Source organism: Citrobacter sp. 21OH12SH02A-Citro (assembly GCF_027919895.1).
In the GTDB taxonomy this organism is placed as follows: Bacteria; Pseudomonadota; Gammaproteobacteria; order Enterobacterales; family Enterobacteriaceae; genus Citrobacter; species Citrobacter braakii.
Genome location: NZ_CP114801.1, coordinates 4,541,371 through 4,558,377, shown reverse-complemented (window position 1 = coordinate 4,558,377; position 17,007 = coordinate 4,541,371). Strand labels below are relative to the sequence as shown.

General features: G+C 53.9%; 15 protein-coding genes. 9 read left to right on the top strand and 6 right to left on the bottom strand.

The features are described 5' to 3' along the window. Positions 1–30 precede the first annotated feature (30 nt). The 3 genes from O6D90_RS21970 to O6D90_RS21960 are packed head-to-tail and all read left to right on the top strand — an operon-like array spanning position 31 to position 3,499. Positions 31–669, top strand: a complete 639-nt coding sequence (locus O6D90_RS21970; protein WP_016155436.1) for a YjbF family lipoprotein — start codon at positions 31–33, stop codon at positions 667–669. After that, positions 666–1,403: a capsule biosynthesis GfcC family protein gene (locus O6D90_RS21965; RefSeq protein ID WP_271143227.1), complete on the top strand. Its 738-nt coding sequence runs from the start codon at positions 666–668 to the stop codon at positions 1,401–1,403. Before O6D90_RS21970 ends, O6D90_RS21965 begins: the two co-directional genes overlap by 4 nt. Further along, a complete protein-coding gene (locus tag O6D90_RS21960; RefSeq protein WP_271143226.1) occupies positions 1,403–3,499 on the top strand; it encodes a YjbH domain-containing protein in 2,097 nt (698 codons plus the stop codon). The genes O6D90_RS21965 and O6D90_RS21960 overlap by 1 nt, the downstream gene beginning before the upstream one ends. Before the next feature lie 34 nt (positions 3,500–3,533). On the opposite strand, the gene O6D90_RS21955 is transcribed toward O6D90_RS21960, so the two are convergent. Further along, on the bottom strand, positions 3,534–3,986 hold the full coding sequence (locus tag O6D90_RS21955; protein ID WP_016155439.1) for an acyltransferase: 453 nt from the start codon (positions 3,984–3,986) through the stop codon (positions 3,534–3,536). 138 nt (positions 3,987–4,124) lie between these two features. Here O6D90_RS21955 and psiE point away from each other — a divergent pair, with 138 nt between their 5' ends. Continuing rightward, positions 4,125–4,535, top strand: coding sequence for a phosphate-starvation-inducible protein PsiE (gene psiE / locus O6D90_RS21950; protein ID WP_003031674.1), 411 nt, complete (start codon positions 4,125–4,127; stop codon positions 4,533–4,535). A gap of 45 nt (positions 4,536–4,580) precedes the next feature. Here psiE and O6D90_RS21945 read toward each other — a convergent pair whose 3' ends face one another. The 4 genes from O6D90_RS21945 to malE form a co-directional block, all read right to left on the bottom strand. Next, positions 4,581–4,886, bottom strand: coding sequence for a hypothetical protein (locus O6D90_RS21945; protein WP_016155339.1), 306 nt, complete (start codon positions 4,884–4,886; stop codon positions 4,581–4,583). A gap of 32 nt (positions 4,887–4,918) precedes the next feature. Next, a complete protein-coding gene (gene malG / locus O6D90_RS21940) occupies positions 4,919–5,809 on the bottom strand; it encodes a maltose ABC transporter permease MalG (RefSeq protein ID WP_016155340.1) in 891 nt (296 codons plus the stop codon). A gap of 14 nt (positions 5,810–5,823) precedes the next feature. Continuing rightward, positions 5,824–7,368, bottom strand: a complete 1,545-nt coding sequence (gene malF, locus O6D90_RS21935; RefSeq protein ID WP_016155440.1) for a maltose ABC transporter permease MalF — start codon at positions 7,366–7,368, stop codon at positions 5,824–5,826. A 187-nt stretch (positions 7,369–7,555) separates the two neighbouring features. Beyond that, positions 7,556–8,746 carry a maltose/maltodextrin ABC transporter substrate-binding protein MalE gene (gene malE / locus O6D90_RS21930; protein WP_016155342.1) on the bottom strand — a complete coding sequence of 397 codons (1,191 nt, stop codon included), beginning with the start codon at positions 8,744–8,746 and terminating at the stop codon, positions 7,556–7,558. A 359-nt stretch (positions 8,747–9,105) separates the two neighbouring features. On the opposite strand from malE, the gene malK reads away from it, so the two are divergent. The 5 genes from malK (at position 9,106) to ubiA (ending at position 14,375) form a co-directional block, all read left to right on the top strand. Further along, positions 9,106–10,215 (top strand): maltose/maltodextrin ABC transporter ATP-binding protein MalK, encoded by a 1,110-nt coding sequence (malK, locus tag O6D90_RS21925; protein WP_016155343.1) that lies wholly within the window; start codon positions 9,106–9,108, stop codon positions 10,213–10,215. Between the two features lie 176 nt (positions 10,216–10,391). Further along, entirely contained in the window at positions 10,392–11,750 is a 1,359-nt protein-coding gene (locus O6D90_RS21920) for a maltoporin (RefSeq protein WP_016155344.1), read from the top strand. 113 nt (positions 11,751–11,863) lie between these two features. Then, positions 11,864–12,811, top strand: coding sequence for a maltose operon protein MalM (gene malM / locus O6D90_RS21915; RefSeq protein ID WP_016155345.1), 948 nt, complete (start codon positions 11,864–11,866; stop codon positions 12,809–12,811). A 180-nt stretch (positions 12,812–12,991) separates the two neighbouring features. Further along, positions 12,992–13,489 carry a chorismate lyase gene (gene ubiC, locus O6D90_RS21910; RefSeq protein ID WP_016155346.1) on the top strand — a complete coding sequence of 166 codons (498 nt, stop codon included), beginning with the start codon at positions 12,992–12,994 and terminating at the stop codon, positions 13,487–13,489. Positions 13,490–13,502: 13 nt separating this feature from the next. After that, positions 13,503–14,375 (top strand): 4-hydroxybenzoate octaprenyltransferase, encoded by an 873-nt coding sequence (gene ubiA, locus O6D90_RS21905; RefSeq protein ID WP_016155441.1) that lies wholly within the window; start codon positions 13,503–13,505, stop codon positions 14,373–14,375. A gap of 60 nt (positions 14,376–14,435) precedes the next feature. Here ubiA and plsB read toward each other — a convergent pair whose 3' ends face one another. Then, positions 14,436–16,856, bottom strand: a complete 2,421-nt coding sequence (plsB, locus tag O6D90_RS21900) for a glycerol-3-phosphate 1-O-acyltransferase PlsB (protein ID WP_016155442.1) — start codon at positions 16,854–16,856, stop codon at positions 14,436–14,438. Between the last annotated feature and the right edge of the window lie 151 nt (positions 16,857–17,007).

The window sequence follows — 17,007 nt, the reverse complement described above, 5'->3', positions numbered from 1 at the left end:
GTGGTTATTTTGCCGCTGCGGAGAAATGTCGTGAAGCGACCAGCGCTGATAATGGTTTGCCTGTTATTACAGGCGTGCTCAGCCACCACCGAAGGGCTGGGTCATTCGCTATGGGATAGCGTGTTTGGTACTCCCGGCGTACAGATGACGGACGATGAAATCAAAAACATGCCCTACGCCAGCCAGTACATGCAGCTCAACGGCGGCCCACAACTGTTTGTGGTACTCGCGTTCGCGGAAAACGGACAGCAGAAATGGGTGACTCAGGATCGGGCCATTCTCGTCACGCAGTCTGGGCGCATGGTGAAAACGCATCTCGGCGGGGATAACCTGATCGAGGTGAATAATCTGGCGGCAGATCCGCTCATCAAACCAAACCAGATAGTCGATGGGGCAACGTGGACCCGCACGATGGGCTGGACCGAACATCAGCAGGTGCGCTATGCCACCGCCCGCTCGGTTTTCGAATGGGATGGCACTGACACCATTAAGGTTGGTAACGAAGATACGCCAGTACGAATCCTTGACGAAGAAGTCACCACCGATCAAACGCGCTGGCATAACCGCTACTGGATCGACAGCGAAGGGCAGATTCGCCAATCGGAACAGTATCTTGGCGCACGTTACTTCCCGGTGAAAACCACGCTGATTAAGGCGGCAAAATCATGATGAAACGAGCCGTTGTGGCGCTGCTATTGAGCCTGAGCGCAGCGTCAGTTTTTGCTGCGGGTAGCGTTAAGGTCTTTACCTCCGCCAGCGAAGAGCCAAAAACGTTGACCGGGGCCGAACATCTGCTCGACCTGGTTGGGCAGCCGCGGTTGAATAATAGCTGGTGGCCAGGAGCGGTTATCAGCGAAGAGCGGGCAACGACGGAAGCAGAGCGTCAGCAGCAGGCATTACTGGCTCGTCTGGCGATGCTCAGCGCTGAAGAAAGCGGTGACGATGCCGCGGCTATCAACGCATTGCGCCAGCAAATTCAGGCGCTGAAGGTGACCGGCAGACAGAAGATTAATCTCGACCCGGATGTTGTGCGCGTCAGTGAGCGAGGCAACCCGCCGTTGCAGGGCAATTACACGCTGTGGGTCGGACCGCAGCCAACGGATATAACGCTGTTTGGCCTGCTAAGTCATCCGGGTAAACAACCGTTTATACCCGGGCGCGATATCGCCAGCTATCTCGATGAGCAACGTCGGCTCAGCGGCGCAGATCGTAGCTACGCCTGGGTCATCTATCCAGACGGACGCACGCAAAAAGTCCCGGTCGCCTACTGGAACAAACGTCACGTTGAGCCGATGCCCGGCAGCATCATTTTTGTCGGACTCTCTGATGCTGTCTGGCGCAGCACCCCGGATGAAATCAATGCCGACATTCTTCGCACCCTGACCCAGCGGATACCCGAATAATGAGAAAAACTTATCTGCTCAGCTTACTGGCGCTGGGCGTAAGCATTGCCTGCCACGGTGAAACCTGGCCCGCGCCCATTGGACCTTCCCAGTCCGATTTTGGCGGCGTGGGACTGCTGCAAACCCCAACCGCACGCATGGCGCGTGAAGGCGAAATGAGCCTTAACTACCGCGATAACGATCAATACCGTTACTACTCTGCGTCGGTACAACTCTTCCCCTGGCTGGAAACCACCCTGCGCTATACCGATGTGCGTACCAAAAAATACAGCGGCGTGGAGTCGTTTTCTGGCGATCAGACTTATAAAGATAAGGCTTTTGATCTCAAACTTCGCCTGTGGGAAGAGAGCTACTGGATGCCGCAGGTGGCGGTTGGCGCGCGGGATATCGGTGGTACCGGCCTGTTTGATGCGGAGTATATGGTGGCGAACAAAGCCTGGGGCCCGTTTGATTTCTCTCTCGGCCTTGGCTGGGGATATCTCGGGACCAGCGGCAACGTTAGCAATCCGTTTTGCTCATACAGTGATAAATTCTGCCATCGCGATAACAGCTACAAGCAGGCCGGTTCTGTTGACGGTAGCCAGATGTTCCACGGCCCGGCGTCGCTGTTTGGCGGCGTAGAGTATCAGACTCCCTGGCAGCCGCTGCGCCTGAAACTGGAGTATGAAGGTAATAATTACCAGCAGGATTTTGCCGGCAAGTTGGATCAGAAGAGCAAGTTTAACGTCGGCGCTATTTATCGCGTCACCGATTGGGCCGACGTTAACCTCAGCTATGAGCGCGGGAACACCTTGATGTTTGGGGTCACGCTGCGGACTAACTTTAACGATCTGCGACCAAACTATAACGACAATACCCGCCCGAAATATCAACCACAGCCGCAGGATGCCATCCTGCAACATTCGGTGGTGGCGAATCAGTTAACGCTGCTGAAATATAATGCCGGGCTGGCGGATCCTAAAATTCAGGTGCAGGGCGATACGCTGTATGTAACGGGTGAACAGGTGAAATACCGTGATTCGCGCGAAGGGATCGAGCGTGCTAACCGGATCGTGATGAACGATCTTCCCGATGGGATCCGCACGATCCGCATTACGGAAAACCGCCTTAACTTGCCGCAGGTGACGACCGAAACGGAGGTTTCCAGCCTCAAGCGCCATCTGGAAGGCGAGCCGTTGGGCCATGAAACTCAACTGGCACAAAAACGCGTCGAGCCCGAGGTACCGAAAACGACCGAGCAGGGCTGGTATATTGATAAGTCACGCTTCAATTTCCACATCGATCCGGTGCTAAATCAGTCGGTGGGCGGCCCGGAAAACTTCTATATGTATCAGTTGGGCGTGATGGGAACGGCGGATTTGTGGGTTACCGATCATCTGCTGACCACCGGGAGTTTGTTCGCCAACCTCGCTAATAACTATGACAAGTTTAACTACACCAACCCGCCGCAGGATTCGCATTTACCACGCGTGCGTACCCATGTGCGTGAGTATGTGCAAAACGATGTCTACGTGAATAACCTGCAGGCCAACTACTTCCAGTCACTTGGAAACGGGTTCTACGGACAGGTTTACGGTGGCTACCTGGAAACTATGTACGGCGGAGCGGGGGCAGAAGTGCTGTATCGCCCGCTGGACAGCAACTGGGCGTTTGGTGTTGATGCCAACTACGTGAAACAGCGTGACTGGCGTAGCGCGCAGGACATGATGAAGTTCACCGACTACAGCGTGAAGACCGGGCATTTGACGGCTTACTGGAATCCTTCGTTCGCCCAGGATGTACTGGTGAAAGCCAGCGTGGGGCAGTATCTGGCGGGGGATAAGGGCGGAACGCTGGAAGTGGCGAAACGCTTTGACAGCGGCGTAGTGGTGGGGGGTTATGCGACCATCACCGACGCCTCGCCGGATGAGTACGGAGAGGGTGATTTTACCAAAGGGGTGTACGTTTCCGTGCCGCTGGATCTGTTCTCGTCAGGCCCAACCCGCAGCCGTGCGGCGATTGGCTGGACGCCGTTAACACGCGATGGCGGCCAGCAGCTTGGACGTAAGTTTGGTCTGTACGACATGACCAGCGACAGGAGTGAAAACTTCCGCTGATAGATGGCCGGATGGGACCTGCGCTTATCCGGCTCTATAAACGACGTAATAATTTTGCCGGATTTCCCGCATACACGCCTTTCTCGGTGATCGATTTGGTCACCACGCTTCCCGCGCCGACGACCACGCCATCGCAGATAGTGACCGCCAGAATGGTCGCTCCGCTGCCGATCGAGACATCGTCGCCAATCGTAATACGTCCCCAACTGTTGCGGTCGGCATTGGGTTTTCCTTCGCGAAACATATCGTTGGCGAACATCACGCCGTGACCGATAAAACAGCGAGCGCCGAGGGTGACATATTCGCAGATGAAGGTGTGCGACTGAATTTTGCTGTCTGCGCCAATCTGCGTATTACCCTGGATTTCAACAAATGGTCCGACAAAAACGTTGTCACCCAATGTGCAGTCGTAGAGATTTGCGGGTTCATAAATTACCACGTTCTCACCGCAGGTAACGTTGCGAACAGCGGATTGTCTGAGCTGCATAATTCATCCTGTGAAATGTGTCGTGACACTCATCATTCCCTGCTGACCTTTCTTGCACAAAATATAAACAAAAAATGTAGATCTCTGTCACATTTTTGCGTTATACAGGAACCTCGCCACTGAGTAAGAGGTGCTGTTATGACGTCGCTATCTCGTCCGCGCGTGGAGTTTATCTCCACTATTTTACAGACCGTGTTGAATCTGGGGTTGCTGAGTCTGGGCCTGATCCTGGTCGTATTCCTCGGGAAAGAAACGCTGCATCTGGCGGATGTGCTGTTCGCGCCGGAACAAACCAGCAAGTATGAACTGGTGGAAGGGCTGGTGGTTTACTTTCTCTACTTTGAATTTATCGCGTTGATTGTGAAGTACTTTCAGTCAGGTTTTCACTTTCCGCTGCGCTACTTTGTCTATATCGGGATCACTGCGATTGTGCGGCTGATCATTGTCGATCATAAAGCGCCGATGGATGTGCTGATCTATTCTGCGGCGATCCTGCTGCTGGTGATCACCCTGTGGCTGTGTAATTCCAAACGGCTGAAGCGAGAGTAAAAGACAACACGCCGCAATTGGGCTGCGGCGTGTTTTGGGTAAAAATTACTGCGCAGAGGCCGGCTGGGTTTTCTCCGCCGCGGGTTCCCACAGTTCTTCAAATTTATCCACCGTCATGATCGCCAATACGGTAAAGCTTAGGTTGATCACGCCGATGGCGATAACGCCTGCGCCAAACTCATTCTGTTTAATTTGTCGAGTTTCAGGCGAAAAATTGATTTGCAGTGATGGGGGGCACGAAAGGAAATAATCGTAAGCGTAATGCAAAATAACATAAAAAAAGGGCGCTCCGTAGAGCGCCGAATAACAGTCACAGGTTGGGATAACATAAGTTGAGGGTTGCAGTGGCATTGCCCGTTGCCGGGCAGTTACTTCGGTAAAACTTAACCTTTCACACCACCCGCCGTCAGTCCGTTGACCAACCAGCGCTGTGCCAGCAGGAACACCAGAGTGATAGGAATGGCTGAAAGTACAGCTGCGGCGGCAAAGTCGCCCCACAAATAGTTCTGTGGATTGAGGTACTGCTGCATACCTACCGCAAGGGTATAGCTGTTCACATCACGCAGCAGCAGTGATGCGACCGGTACTTCGGTAATCGCGGCAATGAAAGACAGAATAAACACGACCGCCAGAATCGGAACGGAAAGCGGCAGCAACACCAGGCGGAATGCCTGCCATGGCGTTGCGCCATCCAGCGCGGCCGCTTCTTCCAGCGAACCGTCGATGGTTTCGAAATAGCCCTTAATCGTCCACACATGCAGTGCAATACCGCCGAGATAGGCGAAGATCACGCCACCGTGAGTGTTCAGACCAATAAACGGAATGTACTGGCCCAGGCGGTCAAACAAAGCATACAACGCGACCAGAGACAGCACCGCCGGGAACATCTGGAATATCAGCATCCCTTTCAGTAGGGTTGCTTTGCCCGGGAAACGCATACGGGCAAAGGCGTAAGCGCAGGTGGTGGAAAGCGTCACGATACCGATCGCGGTAATGGTGGCTACTTTTACCGAGTTCCACAGCCATAACAGCACCGGGAACGGCGGCGGCGTCACGCGGCCATCCGCGTGTTCAACGCTAAAGCCCAGCGCCAGTTTCCAGTGTTCCCAGGAGATGTTTTCCGGGATCAGGCTGCCGGTGGCAAAGTTACCTTCACGCAGCGAGATAGCGATAACCATCAGCAGCGGGAACATGATCGCTGCAATGAAAATCAGCAGCAGCAAGTGCGTTGTTAAGAGACGCAGTTTCTGAGATTTGGGTTGTACCATAGCCATGTTCGTTGTCTCCCTTAATCAAACTTCATACGCGTGGCTTTCAGGTTCACGATGGCCAGCGCACCGACCAGCAGGAAGATCAGCGTGGCAATCGCCGCCGCCAGACCGAAGTCCTGACCACCGCCGCCTTCGAAGGCGATACGGTAGGTGTAGCTCACGAGCAGGTCGGTATAGCCTGCTGGCGTGGTGGTACCAAGACGGTCTGGACCACCGTTGGTCAACAGTTGAATCAGCACGAAGTTGTTAAAGTTAAAGGCGAAGCTGGCGATCATCAGCGGCGTCAGCGGCTTAATCAGCAGTGGCAACGTAATCTTAAAGAAGTTCTGGAACGGACCTGCACCATCCATCGCCGACGCTTCATACAGGTCGTCAGGGATCGCTTTAAGCAGACCCATGCACAGGATCATCATGTACGGGTAACCAAGCCAGGTGTTGACGATAATAATCATCGAACGCGCGGTGGTTGGGTCGCTGAACCAGGCCGGTTTGATGCCAAACAGTGCGCTCAGCATCATGTTGATTTCACCGAAGCTCTGGTTGAACAGTCCTTTGAAAATCAGAATCGAAATAAACGACGGTACGGCATACGGCAGAATCAGCAGGACACGGTAAATCGCTTTGCCTTTGAGAGACTCCCACTGTACGAGACAGGCTAGTACCATCCCCACGGCCACGGTGAGGATCACGGTCAGAACGGAGAAGACCACCGTCCAGACAAAGATGGCGAAGAACGGTTTCTGAATGCCTTCGTCGGTAAATACGCGGGCGAAGTTGTCCCAACCGATGGCAACGGTATAGCCTGGGCTGAGTTTTTCGTTACCCCAGCTACCGTCAGCGTTAATTGCCTGATAATAACCAATATCGTTGTTGGCGCGGTATTTTACGCCGCTTTGGCTGTTGGTAAGCGTGCCGTCATCAGCGAGCGTATAGAGTGGCTGCGTGCCGGAAAACTGGCGCAGTGAACTCATAATCACTTTGCTTTCATCCGGCAGGATGGCGGTGAGTTGGGTTAACGCCTGGCGATTTTGCGTGATGATACGCAGCGTCGCACGTTCGCCCGCTGGCAGCGCCTCGGCTTCTTTCAACTGCAGTTTCTGTTCGCCGCCAAATTTAAAGGCGTCGGAGAGATAATTCTTGCCAGTTTCACCGTCGGTGAGGGCCAGTTGCCACTCCGTACCCGCCGGATACAGGCCGAAGTTGTAGGTTTTCCCCGCCTGATAAGAACGGTCCATCAAGACTTCCTGAGCACGTTCAAAGGTCAGTTGGTTGGTGCTGCTGTAGTTGGTAAAGGCAATTGCGATAGTACAAATTAGCGGAAACAGGACAAACAGCCCCATCCCTGCAACGCCTGGGTAAACATAGCGCCAGGCGTAGGCTTTACGGTTAGCAAAAATATACAGGCCAGCAGAGCTTAAAATCAGCGTCATGATGGCAAACAGGTACTCCCCCTGAGCATACATCAAAACAACAAGGTAACCGACCAGCAGCCCAAGCAGACCCATCACTGACCATTTCAGCCGGTCGCTTTGCCACCAGTGTTTCTTTTTAATGACATCCATGGGGATCAATCCTCTTTACGCTTTATCCTTCGCACTACCTCTTTGTTGGCTGCGGAAGCTCACCCCAGTCACTTACTTATGTAAGCTCCTGGGGATTTGCCTCCTTGCCGCCTCGATGTAGCGCGAATGATTTCGCGTAACAACGTATTCAATAAACCTGATTCCCTAAGAAATAAGGGAAACCGTATTACTTGGTGATACGACCTTGTGCATCTTTCAGCGCGGCATCGACGGTCTGACGGCCGCTGGCAGCGTTGATCACTGCGGTACGAACGGCATACCAGAATGCAGACATCTGCGGGATGTTCGGCATGATCTCGCCTTTCTGGGCGTTATCCATGGTGGCCGCGATACGCGGGTCTTTCGCTAACTGATCCTGGAAGGATTTCAGCGCAACCGCGCCCAGCGGTTTGTCCTTATTCACTTCATCCAGACCCTGATCGGTCAGCAGGTAGTTTTCGAGGAACTCTTTTGCCAGTTCTTTGTTCGGGCTGGCAGCGTTGATACCTGCGCTCAGAACGCCCACGAACGGTTTGGACGGTTTACCCTTGAAGGTTGGCAGCAGGGCAACGCCGTAATTCACCTTGCTCTTATCGATGTTGGACCACGCCCACGGACCGTTGATGGTCATCGCGGTGTCACCTTTGTTAAAGGCCGCTTCGGCGATGGAGTAATCGGTATCCGCGTTCATGTGTTTGTTCTTGATCAGATCAACCAGGAAGGTCAGACCCGCTTTTGCGCCCGCGTTGTCCACGCCCACGTCTTTCACGTCGTACTTGCCGTTTTCAAACTTGAACGCGTAACCGCCGTCGGCGGCAATCAGCGGCCAGGTGAAGTACGGTTCTTGCAGGTTGAACATCAGCGCGGATTTTCCTTTCGCCTTCAGCTCTTTATCCAGCGCAGGAATTTCTTCCCAGGTTTTTGGCGGGTTTGGAACGAGGTCTTTGTTATAAATCAACGACAGCGCTTCAACCGCAATCGGGTAGGCAATCAGTTTGCCGTTATAGCGTACGGCATCCCAGGTGAACGGATAGAGTTTGTCCTGGAACGCTTTATCTGGGGTGATTTCAGCCAGCAGGCCAGACTGAGCATAGCCGCCAAAACGGTCATGTGCCCAGAAGATGATGTCAGGGCCATCGCCAGTCGCGGCAACCTGTGGGAACTTCTCTTCCAGTTTGTCCGGGTGCTCAATGGTGACTTTGATACCGGTGTCTTTCTCGAATTTTTTGCCCACTTCAGCGAGGCCGTTATAGCCTTTGTCGCCGTTAATCCAGATAACCAGCTTACCTTCTTCAATCTTGGCGAGAGCCGAGGCGGAAAACATCATCGTCGTTAATGCAGACAATGCGAGGATGCGTGCGCCAGTTTTGATTTTCATAGTTCCCATCCTGTTTGGTGATTTTGCAGAGGTGGCTTAACGGTTACTAGTTTCTTTATACGACAACCTCTTTCCATCCTCCTTACCCCTACGCCCCACCCGCTCTTTATGTGATCTGTGTTACATAAATGTGAGTATTGCGTACTGGCGCACATAAAAACCCACTGATTTTTGCAGGCTGCATCACGAAATTCCTCCGCGGCGTACGGCCCGGGTCTCAGACGCTGTTCTCTCATCCTCCCGCCTCCTCCCCCATAAAAAAGCCGGGGGTGGAGGATTCACGCAGTCAAGGGATCACGCATAGTCAGCCCATCATGAATGTTGCTGTCGATGACAGGTTGTAACGAAGGGAGAAGGGCATGGCGAGCGTACAGCTGCGAAATGTAACGAAAGCCTGGGGTGACGTGGTGGTATCGAAAGATATCAATCTCGACATTCACGAAGGGGAATTCGTGGTGTTTGTCGGACCGTCAGGCTGCGGTAAGTCGACCTTGCTGCGTATGATCGCCGGACTTGAAACCATCACCAGTGGCGACCTGTTTATCGGGGAGACCCGGATGAACGACATTCCCCCCGCCGAACGCGGCGTGGGCATGGTCTTTCAGTCCTACGCGTTGTATCCCCATTTATCCGTCGCAGAAAACATGTCGTTTGGCCTCAAACTGGCTGGCGCAAAAAAAGAGGTGATGAATCAGCGCGTGAATCAGGTCGCGGAAGTTCTGCAACTGGCGCACCTGCTGGAGCGTAAACCGAAAGCGCTTTCCGGCGGACAACGTCAGCGTGTGGCGATTGGCCGAACGCTGGTTGCCGAGCCACGCGTATTCCTGCTGGATGAACCGCTGTCGAACCTCGACGCCGCTCTGCGTGTGCAAATGCGTATTGAAATCTCCCGCCTGCATAAACGTCTTGGCCGCACGATGATTTACGTCACCCACGATCAGGTCGAAGCGATGACGCTGGCCGACAAAATTGTGGTGCTGGATGCTGGTCGCGTGGCGCAGGTCGGCAAACCGCTGGAGCTATACCACTATCCGGCTGACCGCTTTGTGGCGGGCTTTATTGGCTCGCCGAAGATGAACTTCCTGCCGGTGAAAGTCACCGGGACGGCCATCGATCAGGTGCAGGTTGAACTGCCCAACCGCCAGCAAATATGGCTACCGGTGGACAGCCATGCGGTACAGGTTGGTGCCAACATGTCTTTAGGTATCCGCCCGGAACATCTGCTGCCCAGCGATATCGCCGATGTCACCCTCGAAGGTGAAGTGCAGGTGGTCGAGCAGCTTGGTCACGAAACTCAAATTCATATCCAGATCCCCGCCATCCGTCAAAACCTGGTTTACCGCCAGAATGACGTGGTGTTGGTAGAAGAGGGTGCCACATTCGCTATCGGCCTGCCGCCAGAGCGTTGCCATCTGTTCCGTGAGGATGGCACTGCATGTCGTCGGTTGCATCAAGAGCCGGGCGTTTAAGGTCCCCATAAAAAACGAAACGCAAAGCCATTCGAAGCTACATCGAGGCGGCAAGTAAATGAATCCCCGGGAGTGTACAAAGAGTACGCGACTGGGGTGAAAGAACGCAGCCAACAAAGAGGCAGCCCGAAGGGGGACGCGTTTAAAGAAAAGCAATGATCTCAGGAGATAGAACGATGATTACTCTGCGCAAACTCCCTCTGGCGGTTGCTGTAGCAGCAGGCATTATGTCTGTTCAGGCAATGGCTGTAGATTTCCACGGTTACGCTCGTTCCGGTATTGGCTGGACAGGGAGTGGCGGTGAACAACAGTGTTTCCAGGCAACCGGTGCACAAAGTAAATACCGTCTCGGTAACGAATGTGAAACCTATGCGGAAATCAAATTAGGTCAGGAAGTGTGGAAAGAAGGCGATAAGAGCTTCTACTTCGACACCAACGTTGCTTACTCCGTCGCACAGCAGAATGACTGGGAAGGCACAGACCCGGCATTCCGTGAAGCAAACGTGCAGGGTAAAAACCTGATCGAATGGCTGCCAGGCTCCACTATCTGGGCCGGTAAGCGCTTCTACCAGCGTCATGACGTACACATGATCGACTTCTACTACTGGGATATTTCAGGTCCTGGCGCCGGTATTGAAAACATCGATCTGGGCTTCGGTAAACTGTCTTTGGCAGCGAGCCGTTCACAGGAAGCGGGTGGTTCATACGCTTTCAGCAGCCAGAATATCTATGATCGTACCAAAGACACCGCGAACGATGTATTTGACGTTCGTTTAGCGCAGTTGGCAACTAACCCGGATGGGATGTTGGAACTGGGCGTTGACTATGGTCGCGCGAATACCACCGATGATTACAGGCTGGCGGACGGCGCATCTAAAGATGGTTGGATGTTCACCGCTGAACATACCCAGAGCATGCTGAAGGGCTACAACAAGTTTGTCGTTCAGTACGCCACAGATTCCATGACCACCCAGGGCAAAGGCCTGAACCAGGGTTCTTATGGTTCTTCCACTACGACCATTGAAGATCCCGTTACTGGCGTTAAAACCAACTATGCCAACAATGTTGTGAATAACAACGGTAGCCTGTTCCGTGTGCTGGACCACGGTGCAATCTCCCTGGGCGACAAGTGGGACCTGATGTACGTCGGTATGTACCAGAACCTCGACATGGATAACGACCTGGGGACCGAATGGTACACCGTCGGTATTCGCCCGATGTATAAATGGACGCCAATCATGAGCACCCTGCTGGAAGTCGGTTACGACAACGTCAAATCTCAGCAGACCAGCGATCGCAACAGCCAGTACAAAATCACCCTGGCCCAACAATGGCAGGCGGGTGACAGCATCTGGTCTCGTCCGGCAATCCGCGTCTTCGCAACCTATGCAAAATGGGATGAAGAGTGGGGTTACATCAAAAATGGTAACGACGTAACCAAATTCGCAGCGGCAACGAACTCTGGCCTCAGCACAACCAGCCGTGGCGACAACGATGAGTGGTCCTTCGGTGCCCAGATGGAAATCTGGTGGTAATTCAGCACTAACCTGACGTAAAGACCGAAAGAGGGGCGCAAGCCCCTCTTGATTACGGTTTAGCGCGCTATTGCCTGGCCACCGCTGAACCCATGCTATCTGAGGTGATAACAATGAAAATGAAGAAAAGTCTCGTTGCCCTTTGTTTATCTGCAGGGTTATTTGCCAGCGCTCCTGGCATCAGCCTGGCCGATGTGAATATTGTTCCGCAGAACACCACCGCGGCCCCATCTATTCCCACTGCGGCGCTGCAGCAGTTAACCTGGACACCTGTTGATCAATCCAAAACCCAGTCTTCGCCGCTTGCGACAGCGGGTCAGCGTCTGGATGTCGCCGGTATTACCGGCCCGGTCGCTGCGTATAGCGTCCCGGCGAATATTGGCGAGCTCACTCTGACGCTGTCCAGTGAAGTGAATAAACAAACCAGCGTATTTGCGCCAAACGTATTAATTCTTGACCAAAACATGACGCCATCTGCGTTCTTCCCCAGCAGCTATTTTACTTACCAGGAGCCCGGCGTGATGAGTGCCGATCGTCTGGAAGGGGTAATGCGTCTGACGCCAGCGCTGGGTCAGCAAAAACTCTATGTTTTGGTCTTTACCACTGATAAAGATCTCCAGCAGACCACAACCCTGCTTGACCCGGCAAAAGCCTATGCCAAGGGCGTAGGTAACGCTATTCCGGATATTCCAGACCCGATCGCCCGTCATACCACCGACGGTTTACTGAAACTGAAAGTCAAAACCAGCTCCTCCTCCAGTGTTCTGGTCGGGCCGCTGTTTGGCTCATCCGGCCCTGGTCCTGTCACGGTGGGCAATACCGCCGCGCCTGCGGTGACCTATGCGGCTCCGGCAGCAGCCGTTGCTGCTCCAGCGCCACAACCGGTGAAGAAAAGTGAGCCGATGCTGAACGACACGGAAAGTTATTTTAACCAGGGCATTAAGGATGCCGTTGCGAAAGGCGATGTCGATAAAGCGCTGAAGCTGCTTGATGAAGCTGAGCGTCTGGGATCCAAATCTGCCCGATCCACCTTTATCAGCAGTGTAAAAGGCAAGGGGTAAACATCGCCCCGCATTGTTGATTTTGCAACAACTGGTGCGTCTCCTGGCGCACCTTTTTTTATCCTTCGGTGCTAATTGTTACACTTATGTTGCTCTGGCGATCACTTAATTGTGTTTGCTCACCCCGTAATGCATTTTCTGCGATACAATGCCTTCAAGTTATAAATCGGAGAGTAAGGCATGCCACACCCTGCGTTAACGCAACTGCGTGCGCTGCGTTATTTTGATGCGATCCCGGCGCTGGACGCCCAACTGCTCGACTGGTTGTTACTGGAAGATTCCATGACTAAACGTTTTGAGCAGCAGGGAAAACAGGTCACCGTAACGTTGATTCGCGAAGCATTCGTTGGGCAAAATGAGGTGCCTGAAGAGCTGCCGCTGCTGCCTAAAGAGTCCCGTTATTGGTTACGTGAGATCCTGTTATGCGCGGATGGTGAACCCTGGCTTGCCGGGCGGACCGTGGTGCCTGAATCAACCTTGTGCGGCCCTGAGCTGGCCTTACAAAATCTGGGGAAAACCCCGCTCGGACGTTACCTGTTTACATCATCGACATTGACCCGAGATTTTATTGAGATTGGCCGCGATGCAGCGCTGTGGGGGCGCCGTTCCCGCCTGCGGCTGAGCGGTAAGCCGCTGATGCTTACCGAGCTTTTTCTACCTGCATCGCCGTTGTACTGAGAGGAAGATAAAGATGGAGTGGAGTCTGACGCAGAATAAGCTGCTGGCATTTCACCGCTTGATGCGTACGGATAAGCCAATCGGTGCCTTACTGCTGCTCTGGCCTACGCTGTGGGCATTGTGGGTGGCAACCCCAGGCATGCCGCAAATGTGGATCCTGGCGGTGTTTGTCGCTGGCGTTTGGTTAATGCGCGCCGCCGGCTGCGTGGTGAATGATTATGCCGACAGGAAATTTGACGGACACGTTAAGCGCACCGCAAATCGCCCGTTGCCGAGCGGGGCCGTCACTGAAAAAGAGGCCCGAACGCTGTTCGTCGTATTGGTACTGCTGGCCTTCCTGCTGGTTTTGACGCTCAACACGATGACCATTTTGTTGTCCGTTGCGGCGTTAGCGCTGGCGTGGGTTTACCCGTTCATGAAGCGCTATACGCACCTGCCGCAGGTGGTGCTGGGGGCGGCGTTTGGCTGGTCGATCCCGATGGCGTTCGCCGCCGTGAGCGAGTCCGTACCGCTGAGCTGCTGGCTGATGTTCCTCGCCAATATTCTCTGGGCGGTGGCCTACGACACGCAGTATGCGATGGTTGACCGCGATGATGACCTGAAGATCGGCATTAAATCGACCGCGATTCTGTTCGGTCAAAACGACAAGCTGATCATTGGTATCCTGCAGGTGGGCGTACTGGTGCTGATGGCGCTGGTGGGTTGGCTAAACGGGCTGGGACTGGGTTATTACTGGTCTCTGCTGGTGGCTGGCGCGCTATTTGTATATCAGCAGAAACTGATCGTCAATCGCGAGCGTGATGCCTGTTTTAAAGCGTTTATGAACAATAACTACGTCGGTCTGGTGCTGTTCTTAGGTCTGGCGATGAGCTACTGGCATTTTTGAGTTTGGCTTAGCCTGCAAAATAAAAAACCGGTCATTTCATTTCGACCGGTTTTTTTATGCTTACTCGCCTTGTGTGGCGCTCTCGATGGTCAGACGCACATCTGACGTGACCAGTTCGGCCAACATCTGATAGATTTTCATCGTCTCTTCCGGTTCGGCATCTCCGGTATCGCTGATGAATCCCTCGTCACGCAGCGTCAGCACCAGAGAGCTGAACACGGCTTTATCGAAGAATTCCGGCGCGTTAATGCCGTGCAGTACGGAGAGGCGTTGCGCCACGGTGCGGCTCTCTTTCTCCAGCGTGCCACGGTTGATAGACGGGTTCGCGCTCAGCAGCCAGAAGGTAATGGCGTAGCGTTGCAACGTCTCGCGAGCACCCGCCGCCAACAGCTGTAGCGTACGGGAGCGGGCCGGATTGATATGCAGTTCGTCATCGTTCAGGGCGATCAGTCCCTGGCGCTGCATTTCGCTGGCCAGTTCGTCAATCACTCCGGCGAGTTCATCACGCTCCCAACGTAAGAACAGCTCTGCTTTCAGCATCGGGTACAGCGCATCAATATGCTGCTGTAGCGCGGCGCGTGAAATACGACGATGCTGAGTCACAATGGCTGCCATTAACGAAGGCAGAACCAGCATATGCGCAATGTTGTTGCGGTAATACGTCATCAATACCGCCTGCTCGCGCGGCAGAATGATGATGTCACCGATGGTGTCTTTCTCGACCTCAAACTTATTCATCTGTAAGGCGTGGTCGATCAATTCACTGGCGCTCTGCGCAGGAACCGTACAATCCGCCGCGTACGGCACGTTGCGCAGCAGACTCAGATAGCAGTCGAGCTGTTCAGTCAGTTGCTCACGGGTCAGAGAGCGCTGGCGGGAGGCCAACAGCGCGGTACAGCACAGGTTCATGGCATTGGCCGCGCCTGCGTTGTTAATGCGTACCATCAGATCGGCGGCAATACTATTCACCGTCGGCGTCAGCCAGGCCGGGCGGATGGACTCGATAGGATCGATCGATTCACGCCACTCCGGTACATGCTGGTTGAGGTAAGTCATCAATGGCATCGGTTCGCCAAAGTTGACATACCCCTGACCCAGATTACGCAGCTTGCTCAAGCCACGCAGCATTTGCGGCAGACTCTCTTTCTCTTTCGTCGCGCCACGCAGCTCTTTCGCGTACGTGCCCACTTCCATTACGTGCTCGTAGCCGATGTAGATGGGGACGAGGGTAATCGGACGCGTACCGCCGCGCAGCATCGCCTGAATGGTCATCGACAGCGTGCCGGTTTTCGGGTCGAGCAGACGCCCGGTACGTGAACGGCCTCCTTCGACAAAGTATTCAACCGAGTAGCCGCGGCTGAACAACTCGCCCAGGTATTCGCGGAAAACGGTGGAATAGAGCTTGTTGCCCTTGAAGGTACGACGAATAAAGAACGCGCCCAGACGACGGAAAATCGGACCTGCTGGCCAGAAGTTCAGGTTGATACCGGCAGCGATGTGCGGCGGAACCAGCCCCTGGTGGTACAGAACGTACGACAGCAGCATATAGTCCATATGGCTGCGGTGGCACGGAACATAGACGATTTCGTGCCCATCGTGCGCCAACTGACGTACACGCTCCGCATTGTGAACGTTAATCCCCTGATACAGACGGTTCCAGGTAAAGCCCAGAATACGGTCTGTCAGACGAATCATCTCGTAGGAGAAGTTGGCGGCAATCTCTTCCATCAGCGCAATGGCATTTTGCTGCGCTTTTTCGTGGGAGATTTTTTTACTGCGCGCTTCATCTTCTACCGCGCGAGCGATAGCTTTTGAGGCCAGCAGCTTATTAAACAGGTCCTGGCGGGCAGGGAGGCGCGGGCCGACTGCGGCCAGACGCTGACGAGCAAAGTGCATGCGCGCCACGCGAGCCAGCTTCTGAGCGATGATTTTATCCGTACCGTGTTCGTCCGCCATGCGACGCAGGGAGACCGACGGGGAGAAGCGGACAAAACTGTCGCGACCCAGCCAGGACACAGCAAAGAATTTCTGTACGCCGTTCAGCATGCGCAGCGGCGGATTGACCTCGCCTTTTTCACGCCCAGGCGCGCGGCCAAACATCACCGAAACCGGCACCATTTGCACATCCAGGTCTGGATTGCTGCGATGCAAGTCGAGATAGTTATGGAACAGCTTAATGGACTCTTCTTTCGGCGTGTAATAGGTGAACACGCGCGGGCCGCCGTGAATAAACACGTAGCGCGGCAGCAGAGTTCCGTCTATCTCCAACGGTTCCAGGGGATCCGGGAGATCGTGCACCAGACATTGGGCACGCAGCGTCAGCAAGTCTGCTTTTGAATTGTACGGTAGGACGTACATAATGGGACGCGAAGTATCGAGCCCCAATTCCGGGGCAGGTTCTGCCGGAATAGACTTGCTTTTTACCAGGACGCTTAATGGTAAATTCAGTAATTTGTAGTAAATTCGTGGCCAGCCGGACATAAACGATGTAAAGCCTCTGGTTAATAATGCAAATGCGCTGCAAGGATATCAGAAAGTTTAGTGAATTTCTGGTGTATCCGGTCATACTTCGCGCTGCTTTGCCACACCCTGAAACAAACGGGGTAACGTTACAATGACATTGACGCTAATA

What these genes read in the sequence shown, in the direction of transcription:
- O6D90_RS21965 (WP_271143227.1), top strand. Translation starts at nt 666, where the DNA reads ATGATGAAACGAGCCGTTGTGGCGCTGCTATTGAGCCTGAGCGCAGCG.
- O6D90_RS21960 (WP_271143226.1), top strand. Translation starts at nt 1,403, where the DNA reads ATGAGAAAAACTTATCTGCTCAGCTTACTGGCGCTGGGCGTAAGCATT.
- O6D90_RS21955 (WP_016155439.1), bottom strand. Translation starts at nt 3,986, where the DNA reads ATGCAGCTCAGACAATCCGCTGTTCGCAACGTTACCTGCGGTGAGAAC.
- psiE (WP_003031674.1), top strand. Translation starts at nt 4,125, where the DNA reads ATGACGTCGCTATCTCGTCCGCGCGTGGAGTTTATCTCCACTATTTTA.
- O6D90_RS21945 (WP_016155339.1), bottom strand. Translation starts at nt 4,886, where the DNA reads ATGCCACTGCAACCCTCAACTTATGTTATCCCAACCTGTGACTGTTAT.
- malG (WP_016155340.1), bottom strand. Translation starts at nt 5,809, where the DNA reads ATGGCTATGGTACAACCCAAATCTCAGAAACTGCGTCTCTTAACAACG.
- malF (WP_016155440.1), bottom strand. Translation starts at nt 7,368, where the DNA reads ATGGATGTCATTAAAAAGAAACACTGGTGGCAAAGCGACCGGCTGAAA.
- malE (WP_016155342.1), bottom strand. Translation starts at nt 8,746, where the DNA reads ATGAAAATCAAAACTGGCGCACGCATCCTCGCATTGTCTGCATTAACG.
- malK (WP_016155343.1), top strand. Translation starts at nt 9,106, where the DNA reads ATGGCGAGCGTACAGCTGCGAAATGTAACGAAAGCCTGGGGTGACGTG.
- O6D90_RS21920 (WP_016155344.1), top strand. Translation starts at nt 10,392, where the DNA reads ATGATTACTCTGCGCAAACTCCCTCTGGCGGTTGCTGTAGCAGCAGGC.
- malM (WP_016155345.1), top strand. Translation starts at nt 11,864, where the DNA reads ATGAAAATGAAGAAAAGTCTCGTTGCCCTTTGTTTATCTGCAGGGTTA.
- ubiC (WP_016155346.1), top strand. Translation starts at nt 12,992, where the DNA reads ATGCCACACCCTGCGTTAACGCAACTGCGTGCGCTGCGTTATTTTGAT.
- ubiA (WP_016155441.1), top strand. Translation starts at nt 13,503, where the DNA reads ATGGAGTGGAGTCTGACGCAGAATAAGCTGCTGGCATTTCACCGCTTG.
- plsB (WP_016155442.1), bottom strand. Translation starts at nt 16,856, where the DNA reads ATGTCCGGCTGGCCACGAATTTACTACAAATTACTGAATTTACCATTA.